Genomic DNA, 19,910 nt, shown 5'->3' on the forward strand with positions numbered 1-19,910 from the left:
TGCGTGATCTTCTGAGCTATAGCTCAGAAGATCACGCACAGGTGACGCACGTGCGCGCGGCCGGGCGGGCCTCGAGGCGCTCGGGGGCGATCGGGCGCCCGCAGCGTGCGCACACCCCGTACGTCCCCGCCGCCACGCGCCCGCGCGCCGCCTCGATCTCCGCCAGCTCGTGGCGCGCCGCCGCGAGCAGGGCCGCCACCTGCGCCCGGTCGAAGGCGATCGTCTGGCCCTCGGGGTCGTGCTCGTCGTCGCCCGAGCTCGCCGACGCGGTCTCGACGATGCCCGCGAGCTGCGCGGTCAGCGCCGCCACCCGCGCCCGGGCCTCGTCCTCGGCGGCGGCGAGCGGGTCGGCCGGCGGATCGCTCACACCACGGTCACGAGCGCCCGCGGCGCGATGGTGACGGTGACGGCGCGGTCGGCCTCGAGGTCGAGCACCTCCCCGTCGACCTGCACCGGCATCGGCTTGAGCGTGGTGAACGCGAACCGGTCGGTGTGCGGCTGGGGGCCCAGCCCGCGCACGGCCGCCCGCACCGCGAACGCCAGCAGGCGCAGCCGGGACCGGTGCGGCAGCGTGATCACCTCGAACTGCCCGTCCGCCGGGTCGCCGTCGGAGAGCTTCGCGTACTTCGCCATCTCGGGGATGTTGGCGAGGATCAGGCTGTCGAAGCGCCGCGGACCCTCCCCCTCGACGTCGACCGCGAAGGGCTTGAAGCGGGAGAACGCCCGCAGCGTGGTGATCACCTCGCGGATCGACCCCTTGCCGCCGCGCTCGATCTCGAGCGCCACGGTCGGCGTGATCCCGAGGCCGAAGTAGGAGTGCGCCCAGCGCGCCCGCTCCTCGCCCGCCACCTCGATGCGCATGAGGTCGAGCCGCCGCACCTCGCCCGCCGCGATCGCCTCCACCAGCGGGCGCTCGCGTGTGGCGCGCCGGTGGTCGTTGGCGTTGCCCGCCGCGTGCACCGCGGCCACGGCCGCCGACGTGGTGCCGTCACCCGCGGCCATGACGCCCTCGACGACCTCGTGGTAGCCGCCGTCGCCGCTGACCGAGACCACGAGCGCCCGGCCCGCGCGGGCCTCCTGCTCGGCGATGACCCGCGCGTGGCCCGCGTACTCGGTGGGCACGGCGACCACCTCGAGGTGCGGTGCGGCGTCCGCCAGCTCCGCCTTCGCCCGCACCGCGCGCTGCGGCCCGTCGCCCGTGCTCTCGGGGTTGTAGACGAGCACGACCCGCTCGTAGGCGGGCACCGGGGACGGTTCGGACGGCAGGGCCACGGGAGCGAGCGTACGACGCGGTGCGGGCCGGGTGGTGCAGCGCGCGCGGCCGGGCGCCGACCGTGCGACGGTCAGGCGGTGACCGCCCCCACCGCACGGCGCCGTGCCCTGCTCGGCGGCCTGGTCGCCCTCGTCGCGCTCGCGGCGCTCGGGGTGCCGCTGCTGCTGGGGTCCGCGACGCCCGCGCCGAGGGACACCGCGGCCGCCGACCCGATCGTCGCGGCCCGTCTCGAGGTCCCGCGCCGCGACCCCGCCGACCCGCTCGCGCTCGGCCGCCCCGACGCCCCGGTCGTCGTGGCCGAGTGGGGCGACTTCCGGTGCCCGTTCTGCTCGCTCTACGCGACCACGACCGAGCCCGAGCTCGTCCGCCGCTACGTCGACGCCGGCCTCGTGCGGATCGAGTGGCACGACTTCGCCTACCTCGGCCCGCAGTCCGTGCTCGCCGCCCACGCCGCCCGCGCGGCGGCGGCCCAGGGACGGTTCTGGGAGTTCCACGGCGCGCTCTACGCGGACCTGCGCGCCGGCCGGGGCGCGGTCACCGAGGAGACGCTCGCCGCCACCGCGGGCGGCCTGGGGCTCGACGTCGACCGTTTCCGGCGCGACGCCGCCGACCCGGCGGTCGCCGCGGCGGTCCGCGCCGACCAGGAGCTCGGCGCGCGCCTGGGCGTCGGCGGCGTCCCGAGCTTCGTCGTCGACGACCAGCTGATCTTCGGCGCGCAGCCCCTGCCCACCTTCACCTCCGCGATCGACGCCGCCCTGGCCCGGGCCCGCTGAGGTGCTCGACGTCGGCTACCTCGCCGCGTTCGCCGGCGGGGTGCTCGCCCTGGTCAGCCCGTGCAGCGCGCTGCTGCTGCCGTCGTTCCTCGCCTACGCCGTCGCCGGGCGCACCGAGCTCGTCGCGCGGACCGGGGTCTTCCTGATCGGCCTGCTCGTCGTGCTCGTGCCGCTCGGGGCCGGCGCCTCCGCGCTGACCGGCCTGCTCACCGGTCAGCGGGCCACGGTCGTGCTCGTCGCCGGGCTCGTCGTCATCGCGCTGGGCGTCGTGCAGATCCTCGGCGGCGGCTGGGCCCTCGCGTCGGCGGCCCGCGCCCAGCCGGACCTCGCGCGCCGCGGCACCTGGGTGGCGACGGGCGCGCTCGGCGCCGTCTACGGGCTCGCCGGGTTCTGCTCCGGCCCGATCCTGGGCGCCGTGCTCACGGTGGCCGCCGCGAGCGGGCAGCCCCTGCGCGGCGCGGGCCTGCTCGCGGTCTACGCGCTCGGCATGGTCGTGCCCGCGTTCCTGCTCGCCGCCCTCTGGCAGCGCTTCGACCTCGGCCGGCGCTCGTGGCTGCGCGGGCGGGCGTTCCGCCTCGGCCCGCTGCACCTGCACACCACGTCGACGCTCTCGGGGCTGCTGTTCGTCGGGATCGGCGTGCTCTTCCTCGTCGCCGACGGCACCGCGGGGCTGGTCGGCGCGGACCCGGCGACGGCCGCCCGTGCCGAGGACGCGGTCAGTGGGCTGGGCGCGCGGCTCCCCGACGGGCTGGTGCTGGCCGTCCTCGCGCTGGTCGTCGTCGCCGTCACGGCCTGGCGGGTGCGCCGGGCGAGCCGCTGACCAGCGCCAGGACGTGCTCGACGGCATCGGGCAGGGTGGCGACGGCCGGGGCGACGGTGCGCAGGTCGGCCAGGTGGTGGGTGGAGTGCTCGCCGACCAGGACGCACGCGCAGCCCACGGACGCGGTCGCCGCGGCGTCGTCGAGGGTGTCACCGACGAGCACCACGCGGGCGGGGGCGAGGTCCAGCACCGCGAGGTGCTCCGCGAGCGCGGCGGCCTTGCTGCGCCCGTCGTGGTGGTGGTCGCCGTCGACGCGCGCGAACCACGCGTGCAGCCCGCGGCGTTCCAGGGTCGCGTGCAGCACGTCGTGGGCGAGCATGCTCAGCACCGACTGCCCGAGCCCCACGGCGGCGAAGCGCTCGAGCGCCTCGTCCGCCCCGTCCGCCAGCGGCAGGGCGGGTTCCGCGTCGAGGTAGTGCGCGCCGAAGACGGCGTTCACCCGCGCCCACTCGTCGTCGTCCACCGCGCGGCCGACGACGTCGGAGTAGAAGTCGCGCAGCGGGCGGCGGAAGCGCGATCGGTAGGCGTCGAGGTCGAGCCGGCCGTCGACGCCGACCTCCGCGAGGCTCGCGGACGTGGCGTCGACGACGGCGTGCACGTCGGCGAGCAGCGTGCCGTTCCAGTCCCAGACGACGTGGTCGATCACGCCGCCATGGTCCGCTACCCGCCCAGGTGCTTCAGCAGGGCCTGCAGCGAGCGCTCGCGCGTGTGGCGCAGGACGTCCTGCGGGTCGTCGGACTCGGTCTGCTCCATCCACGCCTCGGTGTCGCCCCGGTCGTTGATGGCGAACCAGATCGTGCCCGGGGGCTGGTCGTCCTGCGGCTCCGGGCCGCCGGCGCCGCTGACGGCCAGCGTCAGGTCGGCCCCGAGCAGGTCCGCGGCCTTGTCGGCCATCGCCCGCACCGCGGGCTCGGAGACCACCGGGCCGTCGGGCACCCCGAGGGCGCCGTGCTTGGTGGAGCGGTCGTAGGCGACGACACCACCGCGGAACCACTCGCTCGATCCCGGCGACGCGGCCAGGTCGCTGCAGACCAGACCGCCGGTGAGCGACTCGACGATCGCCAGCCGGCGACCCTCCTTCGACGCCACCTCGGACACGGCCTTGGCGAGCTCTTCCGGATCCTCCACGCGGACCTTCCCCTCAGCTTCGGTGCGACCCTGGGGCGTTGCCGATCGGGGGCGCGCGGAAACGCCGTCAGGGGCGGAAGCGCCGCAGCCGCAGGCTGTTGCCGACGACGAACACGCTCGACAGCGCCATGGTCACGCCGGCGATCATCGGGTTCAGCAGCCCCGCGACGGCCAGCGGCAGCGCCAGCACGTTGTAGGCGAAGGCCCAGAACAGGTTCCCGCGGATGGTGCCCAGGGTCCGCCGGGCGAGCGCCAGCGCGTCGGGGACGGCGCGCAGGTCGTCGCGGACGAGGGTGACGTCGCCGGCCTCGATGGCCATCGCCGTCCCCGTGCCCATCGCGACCCCCAGGTCGGCCTGGGCGAGAGCGGCGGCGTCGTTCACGCCGTCGCCGACCATGGCGACGACCGCCCCGCCCTCCTGGAGGCGACGGACCTCGTCGGCCTTCTCGGTGGGCAGCACCTCGGCGACGACGTCGTCCGCGTCGATGCCCACCTCGGCGGCCGCGGCCCCGGCGGCGGCGGGGTTGTCGCCGGTCAGCAGCACCGGGCGAAGCCCGCGCGCCCGCATCCGGGCGACGGCCTCCGCCGATCCCTCGCGCACGGCGTCGGCGACGGCCAGGACCGCGCGGGCCCGGAGCTCTCCGTCGCCGTCGTCCCACGCCACCAGCACCGTCGTCGCGCCCCGCTCGGCGGCGTCGTCGAGCGCGCCCTGTAGCTCGTCGGGCACCTCGACACCCTGCTCGTCGAGCAGGCGGCGGCGGCCGGCGAGCACGCGCGTCCCGTCGACGGTGCCGACGACGCCGAGCCCGTCGAGCGTCCGCACCTCGCGGGCCTCGGCGAGCGGGGCGGACAGCTCCTCGCGCGCGGCGGCCGCGATCGCGCGGGCCACCGGGTGCTCGAGGCGCGCCTCGAGCGCGCCGGCGCGGGCGAGCACCTCGTCGCGCCCGACGCCGCCGGTGGTGCGGACGGTCTGCAGCGCCATGCGCCCGGTGGTGACCGTGCCCGTCTTGTCCAGCACGATCGTGTCGACGCGGCGCGTGGACTCGAGCACCTCGGGCCCGCGCAGCAGGATGCCGAGCTGGGCGCCGCGCCCGGTGGCCACCGCCAGCGCGGTCGGCGTGGCGAGCCCCAGCGCGCACGGGCAGGCGACGACGAGCACGGCCATGCCGGCGGCGATCGCGAAGCCCCAGCCCGCGCCCGAGACGCCCCAGAACAGCAGGGTGTTGAGCGCGACGAGCATGACGACGGGCACGAACCACGCCGAGATGCGGTCGGCGAGGCGCTGGATCGCGGTCTTGCCGGCCTGGGCGTCCTGGACGCGGCGGGCCATGCGGGCCCACTGCGTGTCGCCCGAGGCCCGCGTGGTCTCGACGACGACGCGGGCGGTCTCGTTGCGGGTGCCGGCGAGGACCTCGGCGCCGGGCTCGACGTCGACGGGCGCCGACTCGCCGGTCATCGACCCGGCGTCGACGCTCGAGCGGCCCGCGACGACCCGGCCGTCGAGCGGGAAGGGCTCGCCCGCCTCGACCGCGATGTGGTCGCCGGGCTGCACGCGATCGACCGGCACCGGCAGCTCGCGGTCGCCGACCACGACCCGCGCCTCGGTGGCCGGGGGCGCGAGCATCGCCGCCGAGACCCCGAGCGCGCGCCGCCGGCCCCGGCGCTCGATCCAGCGCCCGAGCAGCGCCGCGGTGGTGATCGCGGCCGCGGTCTCGAGGTAGACGGTGCGCGCCCCGTCGAACTGGTCGGGGGTCGGCAGGAGGTAGAGCCCGTGACGCATCCCGCCGAGCCCCGCGCCGCCGAAGAACAGCGTCCACAACGACCAGCCGAAGGCCGCGAGCGTGCCCACCGAGACGAGCGTGTCCATCGTCGCCGAGAAGTGACGCAGGTGGCGCGCGGCGTTGCGGTGGAACCGCCAGCCGCCCCAGACCACCACGGGCGCGGCGAGCACGAGCGAGAACCACTGCCAGTACCGGAACTGCCAGTCGGGGTTCATCGCGACCGCGATGACCGGCAGCGTCAGCGCGAGGCAGACCAGCGCGCGGTGGCGCAGCTCGCCGATCTCGGGGTCCTCGGCCGCCGGAGCCGGGTTCGCCGTCGCCGCCTCGGGCGCGCGACGCGGCGCCGGCACGCTCGCCGCGCCGGCCGCGCCGGCCGCGCCGGCCGCGGGGACGAGGGGCGCGACGGGCGCGGCCCCGAAGCCCAGGGCGGTGACGGCCGCGACGAGCTCGGCGGGGTCCTGCTCGGCGGGGTGCGTCACGCGGGCACGGCCGGTGGCGTAGTTGACGCTGGCCTCGACACCGGGCAGGCGGCCCAGGCGCCGCTGGATGCGCGCCGCGCAGGTCCCGCACGTCATGCCGCTCACGGCCAGCTCGGTCGTCAGCGCGGTGTCCGCACCGCCGACGGCCGGTCCCGCACTCTCCGCGACGTCCGTCGCCACGCCACCATCTCCTCGGTGTCCGGATTCGACGGCGCGACGCTAGGGGTCGCCTCAGCGCGCGCACCCGGAGCTGAGAACCGCCCACGGCCCGTCCGCCGACCGCCGTGATCGGGCACGACGAGCGGTCGTCCGACACGCCGGACGGGTGGCCGGGCGCCGCCGAACGGACCAGCCCCGGTTCTCAGCCGCGGTGTGGGCCGCCCCTACCAACGGGTAGGTACGGCACGACCGTCGAACACCCCGACCGAGGGAGCCAACCATGGCCGAGGACACCGCTGCCGAGGACCTGAAGGGTCGCGCCAAGGAGGCCGTCGGCGCCGTCACGGGCCAGGACGACTGGGCCCGCGAGGGCAAGGAGCAGCAGAAGAAGGCCGACGCCGAGGACACCGCCCGCGACAAGGAGGCGGAGGCCCAGAAGGCCCGCGCCGAGGCGGACAAGAAGGAAGCCGACCAGCGCAAGCAGCAGTAGGCCGGCACGGGTGCCGGGCCGTCCGCGGGGGCGACCCGGCACCGTTCCGCCCATCACGGGCACGCGCGATAACGAAACCTCCTTCACCCCGATGAGGCGACCCGTCACGTCGGGTCGTCGAAGGGGCAACGGTGCTGGTGCTCGTCGTGCTGGGTGCGGTGGCGGTGGGGCTCGCCCTGGCCTGGGAGCTGCGCTTCGTCGCCCTCTGGCTGATGGTGCGCGCCGTCGACGCGGTCGAGGGTGTCGATTCCCCGGGCCGCCGCCGCTACGCCGACTTCCGCCGCGTCGTCGCCGAGCAGGGCCCCTCCGGCCTCGACCTGACCTGGCGCCAGGAACCCGACGACGAGCGCACCGGCGTCGCCGACCGCGCCGACTGGCAGGTGCGCAGCGCCTGCTGATCCGCGACCGGCGGTCCCGGCACTGGGATCGCGGAACGCACCGGGTGTGTACTTCAACGATGACCCTCGATCCCGCCGGCGACACCTCCGACTCCGGCGAGCGGATCGGCGCCGCCCTGGCCCGGGTCCTCGACCGGTCGGCCCGCGACCTCATGGCCCGCGGCGACGACGACGTCGAGCACACGCTGGACGTCATCGTGCGCGGCGCCATCCGCACCGTGCCGCACGCCGAGCAGGCCGGCATCTCGCTCGTCGAGCGCCGCGGTGGCGTGCAGTCCACCGCGCCGAGCAGCCAGGTCGTGCGCGACCTGGACGAGCTGCAGAGCTCGCTGCGCGAGGGACCGTGCCTCGACGCGATCTGGAACGAGCGCCGCACCGTCGTCCACGACATGGCCGCCGCCCACGACCGCTGGCCCCGCTGGGCCGTCGCCGCCCGGGAGCGCGGGGTCGGGTCGCTGATCGCGTTCCAGCTGTTCGCGACGGCGGGCAGCGCCGGCGCGCTCAACCTCTACGCCGCCCGCCCGCACGTGTTCGACGACGACACGGCGGACACGGGCGCCCTGTTCGCCGCCCAGGCCGCCCTCGTGCTCCAGGGCGCCCAGCGCGCCGCCGGCCTGCTGGTCGCCCTCGAGAACCGCGACGTGATCGGGCAGGCCAAGGGCATCCTCATGGAGCGCTTCGGCGTCGGGCAGTCCGCGGCGTTCGCGATGCTCGTCGAGTCGTCGCAGCACACGAACATGAAGCTCGTGGACGTCGCTTCGTGGCTCGCGACGGAGGCCGAGCACCGCGGCAGCAAGCGCGTCCCGGCACGTTAGTGAGGCTTCCCTGCGCGGGTACCACCGCGCGCAGGTCGGCTAGGACCCGCGGGTGCAACGTCGATCCAGGTCCCGCCGGTTCTCCTTCACGTGCCGGCGGGACCGCCCCCCACCTCGCGAGACGCACCGACGGGCCGCACCCTGCCCGGTGCGGCCCGTCAGCCCGTTCGGTGTCCGCCGCGACACGGCGGAACTGCTCCGGGAGTCGCCCCGCAGGCGCCGGCTGTTAGCCGCCGTTCAGGTGAAGCAGATGGTCCTGATGCCGACGACTTCGCGGCCGGACGGCGTCGGGGTTTCGCGACGCAGTAGGAGTCAGGGCCGCGGGTCCGCCGTGCCGAACAGGCGCGTCGACCGTGCCTGGAATCGGCGCTCGGTGACCGCGAGGATCCCCCGCAGCGGCGGCGGGGCGTCGGCGACCAGCGCCCGGCGCTCGTCCGGGGTGGCGTGGCCGACGACCCACGGCACGACGAACGTCAGCACCGCGAGTCCGAGGGTGCCGCGGAACCGTTCCTGCAAGCGGGCGTAGTCCTCGACGGTGACCCGCTCGGCGATGATCGGGAAGACGTCGCGTTCCTCGTCGGCGATGTGGCGGGCGAGCAGGTCGGCGAGCTCGTGCAGGACCGCGGCGAGCTCCGGGGTCGCGGTGCCGCCGGCGAGATCGCCGGCGCGGGCGAGCAGGGGGTCGAGGCGCTCGTGGTCCTCGGTCAGCGCGACCAGCGCGGTCAGGTCGCCGGCGACCGCCTCGAGCAGGGGCCAGACGTCGTCGTCCTCGACGCGGTGGTGGTTGACGATCTCGGCGGTCACCCCGCGCAGGTAGCGGCGCAGCAGCCGCAGACGCCGCCGGTCCGGGGACCGGACGAGCTCGTCGGCGACGGTGGCGAGCCGGGCGAGGTCGCGGGTCATCGCGCGGTGCACCACCCGGTAGTCGACCAGGTCGGGCACGGGCTGCCCCGGCCCGCGGGGCGTGGCGGTGGGGATCTCGCGTGTGGTGTCCATTCGTCGAGCGTCGCCACGCGACGAGGCGCGCGAATCCGTGCAGCACACGGAGTCAGGGGGCGACGACGACCACGGGGAGAGCCGGTGGCACCGCCCGAGCGCCTACGCTTCCCGACGTGAAGGCCCTGCTGCTGGAGAACATCCACCCCGTCGCCGCCGAAGCCCTAGGTGGCCAGGGTCTCGAGGTCGACGCGCGCGCGGCCTCGATGAGCGGGCCCGAGCTCGCCGACGCGCTGTCCGGGGTCTCGCTGCTCGGGATCCGGTCCAACACCACGATCACGCCCGAGGTGCTCGAGGCCGGCAAGGACCTCCTCGCGGTGGGGTGCTTCTGCATCGGCACCAACCAGGTCGACCTCGCCGCCGCCGCCGAGCGCGGGGTCGCGGTGTTCAACGCGCCGTTCTCGAACACGCGCAGCGTCGTCGAGCTGGTGCTCGGCGAGATCATCGCGCTGGTGCGGCGGCTGCCGGAGAAGACCCAGCGCATGCACGAGGGCGTCTGGGACAAGTCGGCGCGCGGCAGCCACGAGTTCCGCGGGCGGACCCTCGGCATCGTCGGCTACGGCAACATCGGGACCCAGCTGTCCAACATCGCCGAGGCCGTCGGCCTGCGGGTGATCTTCTACGACACCGCCGACCGCCTCGCCCACGGCAACGCGCGCAAGGTCGGCTCCCTCGAGGAGCTGCTGGCCGAGGCCGACGTCGTGAGCCTGCACGTCGACGGCCGGCCCGGGAACGCGGGGCTCTTCGGCGCCGAACAGTTCGCGCTGATGAAGCCGCGCTCGATCTTCATCAACGCCTCGCGCGGCATGGTGATCGACGACGAGTCGCTGCGGGAGAACATCCTGTCCGGACACCTCGCCGGCGCCGCAATCGACGTCTTCCCGGTCGAGCCCAAGGCGCAGGGCGACACCTTCGAGTCACCGCTGCGCGGGCTCGACAACGTCATCCTGACCCCGCACGTCGGCGGCTCCACGCAGGAGGCGCAGGAGGAGATCGGCGGCTTCGTCGCCACCAAGCTGCTGAGCTTCGTGAACACCGGCGTCACCGCGCTGTCGGTGAACCTCCCGGAGGTCGCCCTGCCCGCGGTGCCGACCTCCTTCCGGATGGGCTACCTGCACGTGAACACCCCGGGCGTGCTGGCCGGCATCAACCAGGTCCTGCTCGACAGCGGGGTGAACGTCGTGAGCCAGGCGCTGTCCACGCGCGGCGAGCGCGGCTACGTCCTCACCGACACCGAGACCGCGATCCCCGAGGAGGCGCTCGCCGAGCTGCGCCGCTCACCCCACACCGTGTGGCTGCGGACTTGGGGCCCGTGACTCCACCAGCACCGGCGTCCGGCGGTATCTTCACCTTCCCCTCGACCCCAGGAGGAGCGTCATGGTCATCCTCGGCCTTGCCCTGAAGGCCCTCGGCTTCGGCTCGCGCGTCGCCGCGATGGTGGCGGCCCCGGTGGTCGCCGTCCTCGCGTGGGGAGCGATCGAGGACGGGATCGACAAGCGCAAGAACAAGACCATCGAGACCGGCGAGGGCTTCTGACCACGGTCACTGGCTGGAGAAGCCGCCGTCCATGACGAGCGTGGTCGCCACCATGTAGCGCGCCGCGGGGTCGAGCAGGAACCGGACCGCGGTGGCGAGCTCGGGCATCGGCAGCATCCTCCGGGCGGGGATGGACGCGAGCGCCTGCTCCGGCGTCGCGTCGACGTGCTCGAAGAAGCGCTGGAACATCCCGCCCGGCACGTCGGCGGCGATGAACGCCAGCGAGTTGACGCTGATCCCCTCGGCGGCGAGCTCGATGCCGGCCGACTTCGTCAGCGCGTCCACGCCGCCCTTCGACGTCCCGTAGAGGCCGTTGCCGACCGCGGCGGTCAGCCCGCTGGTCACCGACGAGACGTTGACGATCGCCCCGCCGTCGCCCTGGCGCCGCATCGCCAGCGCCTCGTGCTTGAGGCAACGGAAGACGCCGATCAGGTTGACGTCGAGCACCTCCTGGAACGTCGCGACGTCGGCGTCGAGCAGGGCCATCGGCGCCTCGGTGCCCGCGTTGTTGACCGCGCCGTCGAGGCGCCCGAAGCGCTGCACCACCTCGTCGACGGCGGCGGCGACCTCGGACTCGACCCGCACGTCGGCGTGCCGGTAGAAGGCCTGCCCGCCCGCGTCGGCGATGTGGGCGACGGTCTCGTCGCCGTGCGCGTCGTCCACGTCGATCACGCCGACCGACGCCCCGTGCGCGGCGAGGTCGATGGCCAGGGCACGGCCGACGGCCGTCGCACCCCCGGTCACCAGCACCGCGCGACCCTCGACTCCCGCCACATCGCCCCCTCCGCAGGGGACGCCGCCACGGGGTCCCGGCGAGCTGATCCTCACCACCGGTGATCTCGGGCGCAAGCGTCGTCGGCGCGACCTAAACCAAGATCGACTCGGCGGCCCTCCTGATCGAATCCAACGCGTGGCCGATCACGGGCTGCGCGGCGCCGCCCGCGCGGGTCATGGCCACGATCCGCCGGACCGGGGCCGCCGTCCCGCTCAGGCGCAGGCGCACCACGTCGGTGCCGGGGTGCACCGGGGCCAGCCGGGGGAGCATGAAGATCCCGAAGCCGTGCGCGACCAGCGCCGTGCCGGCGTCCCACTCGTCGGCGTAGTGGGCGACGTGCGGGCGGAAGCCGGCCGCCTGGCACGCGGACAGGGTGAGGCGGTGGTACGCGCTGTCGGGACGGCAGGTGATCCACGATTCGGACGCGGCGTCGCGCAGCGTCACCTCGGGCTGCGTGGTCAGGTGGTGCCCCACGGGGACGGCGAGGTCGATCGGGTCGTCGAGCACGGGGTGCTGCTCGAAGCGCTGGTCGGTCTCGGGCGGGACGCGGTCGTCGACCACGAGCAGCGCGAGGTCGCAGTCGCCGGCGAGCAACAGGTCGATGCAGCGCGCCGGCTCCGCCTCCACGACCTGGATCACCAGTCCGGGATAGCGCTCGCGCAGCACAGAGGCCGTGGGGACGAGGAACCTCGCCGCGGCGGTGGAGAACCCGCACAGACCGATCATGCCCGGCGAGTCCTCGGCGCCGGCCAGCTCCGCGCGCGCGACCTCGGCGCGGGCGTGCAGCGCCTCGGCGTGACGCAGCAGGATGTGGCCGGCCGCCGTGGGTTCCATGCGCCGCCCGACCTGTCGCACCAGCGCCACCCCGAGCTCGTCGGAGAGCCCGCGCAACTGCTGGGACACCGCGGACGAGGTGAAGTGCAACGCCCTGGCCGCCGCGCTCACCGAGCCGTGGTGGGCCACGAGCTGCAGCGTCCTCAACCGCGGATCGATCATGAAGTGATGCTACGCGCTCGGTGAAGAAGCGTGCGCTGGTGCTGAACGATCGCGGCACGCATCGTCGGGGTCATGAGCGCCGCTGCGTCCCACCCGGTCACGACGGATGCTTCGCGAAGTCCGTCGTGGACACCGTCACGCGCCGCGCGGGCGTGGGCACTCGCGCTGCTCGCCCTGGGCGCCGCCGGCGCCGGCATCCCGAGCCCGCTCTACCCCGCCTACCAGGCGCAGCTCGGCTTCAGCGACGCGACGCTGACGGCCGTCTACGCCGTGTACCCGCTGGTCAGCGTGCCCGCGGTGTACCTGCTCGGCCCCCTGGGCGACCGACTGCCCCCGCGCCGGGTCATGCGCTGGGGCATCGCCATCGCCGCCGCCGGATCGGTCGCTCTCGCCCTCGCGACGAGCACCGGCTGGCTGATCACCGGTCGTGTCGCCTACGGCGTCGCGCTCGCCGTCATGACCGGTGCCGGCGTCGCGGTCGCGACCAGCGGGGCGGACAAGGTGCGCGCAGGCCTGGTGTCGGCGACGGTGTTCATCCTCGGCACGGGCCTGGGCCCCGTCCTCGGGGGCGCGCTCACCCGGTACGGCCCGGGTCCCGGCGTCCTGCCCTTCGGCGTGAACCTGGTGCTGCTCGCCATCGTGTTCCTCGGGCTCGGCACCGTGCGCGACCCCGAGTCCCGGCCCTCGAGCGACGGCGCGGCGCCCGCCGGCGACGACGAACCCGGGATGACCCGCACCGTCCGGCGGGCCCTCGTCGTCGCCGCCGTCAACGGATTCCTCGGCTGGGCCGTGGTCGGCCTCTTCCTCGGGCTGATCTCCTCCGTCGCCGAACGCTTCCTCGGTCTGCGTGACCCGCTCGTGGCCGGAGGTCTCGCCGGGGCGCTCCTGGTCTGTTCGACGCTGACCGTCCCCGCGGTCACCCGACTCGGACCTCGCCGCGCCCAGCTCGTGGGCCTGGTCGCCCTGGCAGTGTCGCTCGTGGTCCTCGCGCCCGGCGTGAACTCCCTCCTCGCGGTCGTGATCGCCTGCGTCATCGCGGGTCTGGCCAACGGCCTGCTCTACAGCGGGGCGACCACCATCGTCGCCACGATGGCCCCGCCCCAGCGAGCCAGTGGCACCGCCGCCGCCGTCTACTCCGCCTTCTTCCTGGGCGCCGGGCTCCCGGCCCTGCTGGTCGGCCTCCTCACGAACGCACTCCCCCTCGACACGGCGCTGGCGACCATCGCCGTCGGGACGCTCGCACTCACCGCGGTCATGATCGTTCTCTCCGCCGTCGACAGCCGCCGCGCCGGACGACGTCGGGCACCCGCACTCCGGTAGGGCCGGGCATCGGTGTGGCGGCTCATCCGGCGACGAGGGGGCGGACGCGCTCGGCGACGACCTCGAGCTGCCCGAGGGGGTCGCGCAGGGGCCAGAGCAGGACCGCCCCGGCCCCCGCGGCGGCGTACTCCGACAGTACGGACGCGCAGTGCTCGACGGAGCCGATCGGTAGGTGCGCGGCGAGGCCCTCGGCGTCGCGCCGGAGCAGTGGCGCGAGCAGGTCCTCGACCATGTGGTGGGCGGCGGCGGGGTCGTCGGTGACGTACAGCCACGTGGTCGCGACCAGGTCGCCGAAGACGGTCGGGTCGCGGCCGGCCGCACGCAGATGGGTATCCAGCTCCGCCCGTGTTGCCCGGAACCGGATGGGATCGGTGTTGTAGGCCGAGGCGACCCAGCCGTCGGCCTCGCGGGCCAGCGTCCGCAGGCGCACCGGGGACCCCCAGCTGGCCGACCAGACCGAGACGGCACCCGTGACGGGCTCGAGTCGGGCCTCCGTGCTGCTGTAGAAGTGCCCCTCGGCCACGGCCTCGCCCGCGATCAGCGCCCGGACCACGCGGAAGGCCTCGTCGAACCGCGCCCACCGCTGCTCGAACGGGACCCCGACCAGCTGGTGGTCCTCCCGCGACGATCCCGCGCCCAGCCCGGCCACGACCGGTCCCTGCGCGAGTGTCGCCAGCGACGCCAGCGCCTTGGCGAGCACCACCGGGTGCCGGATCACCGGGAGAGCCACGCTCGTCACCAGCCGCGCATCCGCGGTGTGGCCACTGACCACCGCGAGGGCGGTGAGCCCGTCGAGCCACGGCGTGCGCCAGACGAGGTGGTCGTTGGCGGCGACCGCGGTGAAGCCCAGCTCGACGGCCGCCGCGGCGTAGGTCCGCAGCTCCGGCCCAGTGGGCAGACCTTCACCCAGGTCGGCGAGCGGCAGGTGGACCCCGAGCTCCATCCGGCCCACCTCCGCCCCACCACGGTCTGAGCAGCATCGATGCCGCCGCGGCTCGCGACAAGCGGGTCGGGCACACGCCGCGCTCAGCCGTCCGTGCCGGGCCCCGCGATCTCGTGGGTGCGCTGCTCGCGGAGGGCCCGGAGGTGGACGACGGCCCAGGTGCGGAACGGGCGCCACGCCTCGGCGACCTCCGTGAGGTCGCGTCCGGGTCCGTAGCGTTCGGCGATCTCGGCCTCGACGCGGCGTTCGTGACGGGGCAGGGCGTCGGGAGCGTTGGCGCCGCGCAGCACGACGAGCTCGGCGGCGAACGGTCCCAGGCCCTGGATCTCCCGGACGCTGCGGACGGCCACGTCCGGGTCGGACAAGCGCAGGGCCGCGGCGTCGAGCCGTCCTTCGAGGGCGGCGTCGGCGACGGCGCGCAGGTACTCGGGCTTGCGCCCGGGCAGGTCGAGGTCGGCGCCGCGCAGCGCCGCCGGCGCCGGGAACGCGCCATCAGCGCCGAACCGTGCGACGAGGTCGGCGCGCAGGGCGGCGGCCTGCACGATGCGCACCCGCTGGGAGAGCACCGCCCAGGCCGCGGCCTCGTAGGGGGAGTGGAAGCCGCACGGCCGCAGGCCGGGGAGCCGGCGCTGGGCGTCGGCGATGACGGGGTCGCGTCGGGCGACCTCCGGCCACCCGCGGGCGTCGACGTCGAGGGAGAGGAACCGGCGGACCTGGGCCACGGCGGCGTCAGGGTCCCCGTCGCCGCGGACCGCGATGTGGGCCTGGTCGTCCTGCTGGGTCACGACGACCTCGGCGCGCCGCCAGTCGCCCTCGACGCAGAACACCGACCGCAACCCGGTGGTGGAGGCGGGCTGGGCCATGAGCGCGGAGGGCGCGAAGCCCTCCCAGAACGCCCGGCTCGTCGCCAGCGACCACGGCCCGAGGACCTCGACGCGGGTCTCGTACTGGTTCACGGTGTCACGGCTCGCCGTGGAGGGTGATGGCGTAGCCGTCGGGGTCGGTGAAGGTGAATTGACGACCGAACGGGCCGTCGACGGGCGCGGCCACGATCGGGACGTCGGCCTCGCTGAGTCGGTCGTGCAGGGCCTGGGCGTCGTCGGTGCGCAGCCACAGCGCGACACCGAGACCGGGGCGGGGCGAGGCCGCGTCCAGGTCGACACCGGGCAGCGGCTCGCGCACGGCGAACGCGATCGGGGCGGTGGCGAACACGACGGCACCGGGCGGGCCGGCAGCCCGCGTCAGGCCGAGGTGGGTCTCGTAGAAGGTGGCGGCGCGTTCGAGGTCTCGCACCTGCAGGGCGACGAAAGACGGTCCCGTCACGGTCATCGGAGCCTCCTTATGTCAGTTTGTTGACATGCATGAGTGTGTCAGGATGTTGACATGCGTCAAGGGGAGGCTGTCGGAGACCTCGAGGTGTCGGTGGGCTACGTCCTCAAGCAGGCCCAGGCCGCTCTCCGCGTCGCGATGGACGAAGCGCTGGGGCCCGTAGGGCTGACCGTGTCCCAGTACTCGTGTCTCGAACTGCTCGGGCAGCGCCCGGGCCTGTCCGGCTCGGAGCTCGCTCGCGGCGCGTTCGTCAGCCGCCAGTCCATGAACCAGGTCCTGCGCGGGCTCGAGGACCGCGGCCTGCTCGCGCGGCCGCCCACCGCCGCCCACGGTCGGGCGCTGCCCACCGAGCTCACGAGCGCCGGCCGAGCCGCGCTGCGCACCGCGAGCAGCGCCGTCGCCGACGTCGAGCAGCGGATGCTCACGTCTCTCGACGAGGAGCGACGGCGGCGCCTGTGCCACGACCTCGCGGCCTGTGCCCGCGCCCTCACCGAGGGCCGTGGTGTCGCTGGGCGGGACGGTGTCGGCGTCGCGCACCCCACGCCGACGGAGCAGGATGCGGCGCCATGACGGTGGCACTGGTGCACGGCAATCCGGAGAGCGCGGCCGTGTGGGACCCGCTCGTCGCCGAGTTGGCCCGCGCAGGCGTCGACGACATCGTCCGGCTCTCCCCGCCCGGTTTCGGCGTGCCGCTGCCGGCCGGCTTCCCCGCGACCGTGACGGCGTACCGCGACTGGCTGATCAGCGAGCTGGAGCGCTTCGACGGGCCTGTCGACCTCCTGGGCCACGACTGGGGCGGTGCCCACGTCGTGACCGCTCTCATGCAGCGCCCGGAGCTGGTGCGCAGCTGGGCCAGCGACGCCCTGAGCCTCTTCGAGCCCGACTACGTGTGGCACGACCTCGCCCAGACCTGGCAGACGCCCGGCGACGGTGAGGCCAGCCTCGACGAGATGCTCGGCGGGACCATCGAGCAGCGGGCCGAGCAGATGCAGGCCTTCGGCATCGGTCGGGCCGAGGCCCTGCAGATCGCCGGGGTGCAGGGCGAGGAGATGAAGCAGGCGATCCTCGCGCTCTACCGCTCCGCCGCCCAACCGGCGATGGCCGAGCTCGGCAAGGGATTGTCGGCCCTGGCGGCTCGCCCGGGCCTCGCGCTCGTCGCCACCGCGGACCCCTTCGGCGGCACCGAGGAGCTCCGTCGACGCGCTGCGGAGCGTGCAGGCGCCGAGGTCTCGGTGCTCGACGGGCTGGGCCACTGGTGGATGGCCGAAGACCCGGCCCGCGGCGCGCGCGTGCTCACCGCCTTCTGGCGCGCTCGGGCCTGGAGCCCTGGGAGCCACACCAGCTGATCGCGCTCGGCGGCAGGCCGGCGGGCACTGAATGCCCGTCAGGTCTCGAAGGCGCGGGCCGCGGGTCATGCTGCGGGCGGGAACTCGCTGCCGTCACCGCGTGCGCAGGGGACGAGGTAGAACGCGGGCGCGAGTTCGACCCACCGGCTCCGGACCGTCCCGCCGGAGGGTCATAAGGCCGACCTTCTCCAACCAGTGGCGTTGCGCATCGGCCGCGTGCCGCCGTGCCGGCCCGCCGAGGGCGATCCTGGGGCCGTTGCTGACGCGGAAGCGAGACCGTGATGACCGTTCCCCAGGCGATGCCGGAGTCCCACCGCGGTCCCGGCCTGAGCGCGCGACTGGCGGCCGGGCCGGTGGTGTGCGGCGAGGGCTACCTGTTCGAGCTCGAGCGGCGGGGCTACCTGCAGGCCGGGGCCTTCGTCCCGGAAGTGGTCCTCGACCATCCCGAGGAGGTCGCCGCGCTGCACCGGCAGTTCGTGCACGCCGGCTCCGACGTCGTCGAGGCGTTCACGTACTACGCGCACCGCGAGAAGCTGCGTGTGATCGGCAAGGACGGGATTCTCGAACCCCTCAACCGCCAGGCGCTCGAGATCGCCCGGGAGGTGGCCGACGGCAGCGGCACGCTGCTGGCGGGCAACATCTGCAACACCGGGGTCTACGACCCGGCCGACCCGGCGACGCACACCGCCGTCCGTGAGATGTTCACCGAGCAGGTCGGCTGGGCCGCCGAAGCCGGCGTGGACTTCGTCATCGCCGAGACGTTTCGCTTCCTCGGGGAGGCCCGCATCGCCCTCGAGGTGATCCGCGAAGCGGGGCTGCCCTCGGCGGTGCTGCTGGTCGCCGGGCACGAGCCGGTGACCCGTGACGACGTGCCGGTCTCGCAGGCCTGCCGCGAGCTGGCCTCCCGGGGCGCGGACGTCGTCGGCCTCAACTGCGTGCGCGGCCCGGCCACGATGCTGCCGTTGCTGGCGCCGATCGTCGCCGCGGTGGACGTCCCGGTCGCCGCGCTGCCGGTGCCCTACCGCACCCACCCCGAGCAACTGACCTTCCACGCGCTGCGCGACCCGGGTCCGACACCGCCGCCCGAGGGGCTCCCGTTCCCGACCGCGCTCGACCCGTTCACCTGCCACCGGTACGAGATCGCCGACTTCACCCGCCGAGCCCGGGCCGCCGGTGTGCGCTATTTCGGCCTGTGCTGCGGGGCAGCCCCGCACCACCTGCGGGCGATGGCCGAGACGTTGGGTCGCACCCCACCGGCGAGCAGGTACTCCCCGGACATGTCCAAGCACGTCTACCTCGGCGCCGACCCCCGGCTGCGGGCAGCGAACCAGGAGTACCGCAGCTTGCTGTAGCGGGCTCGGGCGATGCCGACCCCTGATCGGCCGCGCGACGGGTGGCCGTCACCGACCGTGCGATCAGGGCCCGCCACGGGCCGGCCCGGACGGCGTGGGAACCTCCGGTCATGCGCGTGGGCATCCTCACCGGCGGCGGCGACTGCCCGGGTCTCAACGCCGTCATCCGGGCGATCGTGCGCCGCGGGGTCCCGGAGTACGGCTATGAGTTCCTGGGTTTCCGGGACGGCTGGCGCGGGCCCCTGGAGGCCGTCGCCCGGCCGCTGGACATCCCGGCCGTGCGTGGTCTGCTCCCGCGCGGGGGCACGATCCTCGGGTCGTCGCGGACCAACCCCTTCGCGATCGAGGACGGGGTCGGACGCATCAAGAAGAACCTCCAGGACCTCGGGGTCAACGCGCTGGTGGCCATCGGCGGGGAGGACACCCTCGGCGTCGCCAGCGAGCTCCACGACGCGGGCGTCAACGTCGTCGGGGTGCCGAAGACGATCGACAACGACCTCTCGGGCACCGACTACACCTTCGGCTTCGACACCGCGGTCAACATCGCGACCGAGGCGATCGACCGCCTGCACACCACCGCCGAGTCCCACCACCGCACGCTCATCGTGGAGGTCATGGGCCGCCACGCCGGCTGGATCGCGCTGCACTCCGGCATGGCGGGCGGCGCCAACGCCATCCTCATCCCCGAGGTCCGCTTCGACATCGACCAGGTCTGCGAGTGGGTCCAGAACCGCTTCCGGCTCGACTACGCGCCGATCATCGTCGTCTCCGAGGGCGCGATGCCCCAGGACGGTGAGGAAAGGCTGCTCACCGGGGAGAAGGACGCCTTCGGCCACGTCCGGCTCGGCGGTGTCGGCGAGTGGTTGGGCCGCGAGATCGAGGCCCGGACGGGCAAGGAGGCCCGCACGACCGTGCTCGGGCACGTCCAGCGCGGCGGCACCCCCACCGCGCGCGACCGGTGGCTCGCCACCCGGTTCGGCCTGCACGCGATCGACGCGGTCGCGGCCGGGCAGTGGGGCCAGATGACCGCCCTGCGCGGCACCGACATCGTCACGGTCCCGCTGCACGAGGCGACGCAGCAGCTCAAGCTCGTCGACCCGGCCCTCTACGCCGAGGCCGCGGTCTTCTTCGGCTGAGGCGTCCTGGAACCCGACGCGGGCGGTGTCGAGAACGTGACGCCGGCTCCGTCCCCGGCACACAG

23 protein-coding genes are annotated in these 19,910 nt (G+C 74.7%); 12 read left to right on the forward strand and 11 right to left on the reverse strand.

The annotated features are described in order from the left end of the window. Positions 1 to 31: 31 nt before the first annotated feature. Positions 32 to 367 (reverse strand): TraR/DksA family transcriptional regulator, encoded by a 336-nt coding sequence (locus ACQPX6_RS28265; protein ID WP_433784080.1) that lies wholly within the window; start codon positions 365 to 367, stop codon positions 32 to 34. Further along, positions 364 to 1,272, reverse strand: coding sequence for a diacylglycerol/lipid kinase family protein (locus tag ACQPX6_RS28270; protein WP_433784081.1), 909 nt, complete (start codon positions 1,270 to 1,272; stop codon positions 364 to 366). Before ACQPX6_RS28270 ends, ACQPX6_RS28265 begins: the two co-directional genes overlap by 4 nt. Positions 1,273 to 1,350: 78 nt before the next feature. On the opposite strand from ACQPX6_RS28270, the gene ACQPX6_RS28275 reads away from it, so the two are divergent. Both ACQPX6_RS28275 and ACQPX6_RS28280 read left to right on the forward strand, forming a co-directional pair. After that, on the forward strand, positions 1,351 to 2,046 hold the full coding sequence (locus ACQPX6_RS28275) for a DsbA family protein (RefSeq protein ID WP_433784082.1): 696 nt from the start codon (positions 1,351 to 1,353) through the stop codon (positions 2,044 to 2,046). Between the two features lies 1 nt (position 2,047). Beyond that, positions 2,048 to 2,866, forward strand: coding sequence for a cytochrome c biogenesis CcdA family protein (locus tag ACQPX6_RS28280; protein ID WP_433784083.1), 819 nt, complete (start codon positions 2,048 to 2,050; stop codon positions 2,864 to 2,866). Here ACQPX6_RS28280 and ACQPX6_RS28285 read toward each other — a convergent pair. The 3 genes from ACQPX6_RS28285 to ACQPX6_RS28295 all read right to left on the reverse strand — a co-directional run bounded on the left by ACQPX6_RS28285 (position 2,832) and on the right by ACQPX6_RS28295 (position 6,434). Next, positions 2,832 to 3,512 carry an HAD family hydrolase gene (locus ACQPX6_RS28285; RefSeq protein WP_433784084.1) on the reverse strand — a complete coding sequence of 227 codons (681 nt, stop codon included), beginning with the start codon at positions 3,510 to 3,512 and terminating at the stop codon, positions 2,832 to 2,834. The two genes, ACQPX6_RS28280 and ACQPX6_RS28285, sit on opposite strands and share 35 nt — an antisense overlap. A gap of 14 nt (positions 3,513 to 3,526) precedes the next feature. Further along, positions 3,527 to 3,994: a CinA family protein gene (locus ACQPX6_RS28290; protein ID WP_433784085.1), complete on the reverse strand. Its 468-nt coding sequence runs from the start codon at positions 3,992 to 3,994 to the stop codon at positions 3,527 to 3,529. A gap of 67 nt (positions 3,995 to 4,061) precedes the next feature. Next, a complete protein-coding gene (locus tag ACQPX6_RS28295; RefSeq protein WP_433784086.1) occupies positions 4,062 to 6,434 on the reverse strand; it encodes a heavy metal translocating P-type ATPase in 2,373 nt (790 codons plus the stop codon). 259 nt (positions 6,435 to 6,693) lie between these two features. On the opposite strand from ACQPX6_RS28295, the gene ACQPX6_RS28300 reads away from it, so the two are divergent. The 3 genes from ACQPX6_RS28300 to ACQPX6_RS28310 all read left to right on the forward strand — a co-directional run bounded on the left by ACQPX6_RS28300 (position 6,694) and on the right by ACQPX6_RS28310 (position 8,116). Continuing rightward, positions 6,694 to 6,903 (forward strand): CsbD family protein, encoded by a 210-nt coding sequence (locus ACQPX6_RS28300; protein WP_433784088.1) that lies wholly within the window; start codon positions 6,694 to 6,696, stop codon positions 6,901 to 6,903. A gap of 131 nt (positions 6,904 to 7,034) precedes the next feature. After that, positions 7,035 to 7,301, forward strand: coding sequence for a hypothetical protein (locus tag ACQPX6_RS28305; protein WP_433784089.1), 267 nt, complete (start codon positions 7,035 to 7,037; stop codon positions 7,299 to 7,301). 59 nt (positions 7,302 to 7,360) lie between these two features. Then, positions 7,361 to 8,116, forward strand: coding sequence for a GAF and ANTAR domain-containing protein (locus tag ACQPX6_RS28310; RefSeq protein WP_433784090.1), 756 nt, complete (start codon positions 7,361 to 7,363; stop codon positions 8,114 to 8,116). Positions 8,117 to 8,428: 312 nt separating this feature from the next. On the opposite strand, the gene ACQPX6_RS28315 is transcribed toward ACQPX6_RS28310, so the two are convergent. Next, complete coding sequence (locus tag ACQPX6_RS28315; RefSeq protein WP_433784091.1) at positions 8,429 to 9,112, reverse strand: hemerythrin domain-containing protein; 684 nt, start codon at positions 9,110 to 9,112, stop codon at positions 8,429 to 8,431. 116 nt (positions 9,113 to 9,228) lie between these two features. Here ACQPX6_RS28315 and serA point away from each other — a divergent pair, with 116 nt between their 5' ends. Continuing rightward, positions 9,229 to 10,428 (forward strand): phosphoglycerate dehydrogenase, encoded by a 1,200-nt coding sequence (gene serA, locus ACQPX6_RS28320; protein ID WP_433784092.1) that lies wholly within the window; start codon positions 9,229 to 9,231, stop codon positions 10,426 to 10,428. A gap of 61 nt (positions 10,429 to 10,489) precedes the next feature. Continuing rightward, complete coding sequence (locus ACQPX6_RS28325) at positions 10,490 to 10,648, forward strand: hypothetical protein (RefSeq protein WP_433784093.1); 159 nt, start codon at positions 10,490 to 10,492, stop codon at positions 10,646 to 10,648. 6 nt (positions 10,649 to 10,654) lie between these two features. Here the strand turns inward: ACQPX6_RS28325 and ACQPX6_RS28330 are convergent, their stop codons facing one another. Together ACQPX6_RS28330 and ACQPX6_RS28335 are read right to left on the reverse strand one after the other, a co-directional pair. Then, the gene (locus ACQPX6_RS28330; protein WP_433784095.1) at positions 10,655 to 11,398 is read right to left on the reverse strand and encodes an SDR family NAD(P)-dependent oxidoreductase; all 744 of its coding nucleotides are present in this window, start codon (positions 11,396 to 11,398) and stop codon (positions 10,655 to 10,657) included. A 115-nt stretch (positions 11,399 to 11,513) separates the two neighbouring features. After that, the gene (locus tag ACQPX6_RS28335; RefSeq protein ID WP_433784097.1) at positions 11,514 to 12,419 is read right to left on the reverse strand and encodes a LysR family transcriptional regulator; all 906 of its coding nucleotides are present in this window, start codon (positions 12,417 to 12,419) and stop codon (positions 11,514 to 11,516) included. A 72-nt stretch (positions 12,420 to 12,491) separates the two neighbouring features. Here ACQPX6_RS28335 and ACQPX6_RS28340 point away from each other — a divergent pair, with 72 nt between their 5' ends. Next, complete coding sequence (locus ACQPX6_RS28340; RefSeq protein ID WP_433784098.1) at positions 12,492 to 13,739, forward strand: MFS transporter; 1,248 nt, start codon at positions 12,492 to 12,494, stop codon at positions 13,737 to 13,739. Between the two features lie 22 nt (positions 13,740 to 13,761). Here the strand turns inward: ACQPX6_RS28340 and ACQPX6_RS28345 are convergent, their stop codons facing one another. From ACQPX6_RS28345 to ACQPX6_RS28355, 3 genes are all read right to left on the reverse strand, one after another. Continuing rightward, positions 13,762 to 14,682, reverse strand: a complete 921-nt coding sequence (locus ACQPX6_RS28345) for an LLM class flavin-dependent oxidoreductase (protein WP_433784100.1) — start codon at positions 14,680 to 14,682, stop codon at positions 13,762 to 13,764. Between the two features lie 83 nt (positions 14,683 to 14,765). Next, positions 14,766 to 15,638: a DNA-3-methyladenine glycosylase family protein gene (locus ACQPX6_RS28350; protein WP_433784102.1), complete on the reverse strand. Its 873-nt coding sequence runs from the start codon at positions 15,636 to 15,638 to the stop codon at positions 14,766 to 14,768. Positions 15,639 to 15,642: 4 nt separating this feature from the next. Continuing rightward, positions 15,643 to 16,011, reverse strand: coding sequence for a VOC family protein (locus ACQPX6_RS28355; RefSeq protein ID WP_433784103.1), 369 nt, complete (start codon positions 16,009 to 16,011; stop codon positions 15,643 to 15,645). A 54-nt stretch (positions 16,012 to 16,065) separates the two neighbouring features. Here ACQPX6_RS28355 and ACQPX6_RS28360 point away from each other — a divergent pair, with 54 nt between their 5' ends. The 4 genes from ACQPX6_RS28360 to ACQPX6_RS28375 all read left to right on the forward strand — a co-directional run bounded on the left by ACQPX6_RS28360 (position 16,066) and on the right by ACQPX6_RS28375 (position 19,845). Next, the gene (locus ACQPX6_RS28360) at positions 16,066 to 16,581 is read left to right on the forward strand and encodes a MarR family winged helix-turn-helix transcriptional regulator (RefSeq protein ID WP_433784104.1); all 516 of its coding nucleotides are present in this window, start codon (positions 16,066 to 16,068) and stop codon (positions 16,579 to 16,581) included. Continuing rightward, complete coding sequence (locus ACQPX6_RS28365; RefSeq protein WP_433784105.1) at positions 16,578 to 17,357, forward strand: alpha/beta fold hydrolase; 780 nt, start codon at positions 16,578 to 16,580, stop codon at positions 17,355 to 17,357. Before ACQPX6_RS28360 ends, ACQPX6_RS28365 begins: the two co-directional genes overlap by 4 nt. Positions 17,358 to 17,638: 281 nt before the next feature. Next, positions 17,639 to 18,709, forward strand: coding sequence for a homocysteine S-methyltransferase family protein (locus tag ACQPX6_RS28370; protein ID WP_433784106.1), 1,071 nt, complete (start codon positions 17,639 to 17,641; stop codon positions 18,707 to 18,709). 110 nt (positions 18,710 to 18,819) lie between these two features. Continuing rightward, entirely contained in the window at positions 18,820 to 19,845 is a 1,026-nt protein-coding gene (locus tag ACQPX6_RS28375; protein ID WP_433784107.1) for a 6-phosphofructokinase, read from the forward strand. The last annotated feature ends 65 nt before the right edge of the window (positions 19,846 to 19,910 follow it).

The organism is Actinomycetospora sp. CA-101289 (assembly GCF_050955895.1).
In the GTDB taxonomy this organism is placed as follows: Bacteria; Actinomycetota; Actinomycetes; order Mycobacteriales; family Pseudonocardiaceae; genus Actinomycetospora.

Excerpts from the sequence above, each read along its gene's own strand:
- ACQPX6_RS28300 (WP_433784088.1), top strand. The coding sequence starts at position 6,694 with ATGGCCGAGGACACCGCTGCCGAGGACCTGAAGGGTCGCGCCAAGGAG.
- ACQPX6_RS28310 (WP_433784090.1), top strand. The coding sequence starts at position 7,361 with ATGACCCTCGATCCCGCCGGCGACACCTCCGACTCCGGCGAGCGGATC.
- ACQPX6_RS28315 (WP_433784091.1), bottom strand. The coding sequence starts at position 9,112 with ATGGACACCACACGCGAGATCCCCACCGCCACGCCCCGCGGGCCGGGG.
- ACQPX6_RS28325 (WP_433784093.1), top strand. The coding sequence starts at position 10,490 with ATGGTCATCCTCGGCCTTGCCCTGAAGGCCCTCGGCTTCGGCTCGCGC.
- ACQPX6_RS28335 (WP_433784097.1), bottom strand. The coding sequence starts at position 12,419 with ATGATCGATCCGCGGTTGAGGACGCTGCAGCTCGTGGCCCACCACGGC.
- ACQPX6_RS28340 (WP_433784098.1), top strand. The coding sequence starts at position 12,492 with ATGAGCGCCGCTGCGTCCCACCCGGTCACGACGGATGCTTCGCGAAGT.
- ACQPX6_RS28345 (WP_433784100.1), bottom strand. The coding sequence starts at position 14,682 with ATGGAGCTCGGGGTCCACCTGCCGCTCGCCGACCTGGGTGAAGGTCTG.
- ACQPX6_RS28355 (WP_433784103.1), bottom strand. The coding sequence starts at position 16,011 with ATGACCGTGACGGGACCGTCTTTCGTCGCCCTGCAGGTGCGAGACCTC.
- ACQPX6_RS28360 (WP_433784104.1), top strand. The coding sequence starts at position 16,066 with ATGCGTCAAGGGGAGGCTGTCGGAGACCTCGAGGTGTCGGTGGGCTAC.
- ACQPX6_RS28365 (WP_433784105.1), top strand. The coding sequence starts at position 16,578 with ATGACGGTGGCACTGGTGCACGGCAATCCGGAGAGCGCGGCCGTGTGG.
- ACQPX6_RS28370 (WP_433784106.1), top strand. The coding sequence starts at position 17,639 with ATGACCGTTCCCCAGGCGATGCCGGAGTCCCACCGCGGTCCCGGCCTG.
- ACQPX6_RS28375 (WP_433784107.1), top strand. The coding sequence starts at position 18,820 with ATGCGCGTGGGCATCCTCACCGGCGGCGGCGACTGCCCGGGTCTCAAC.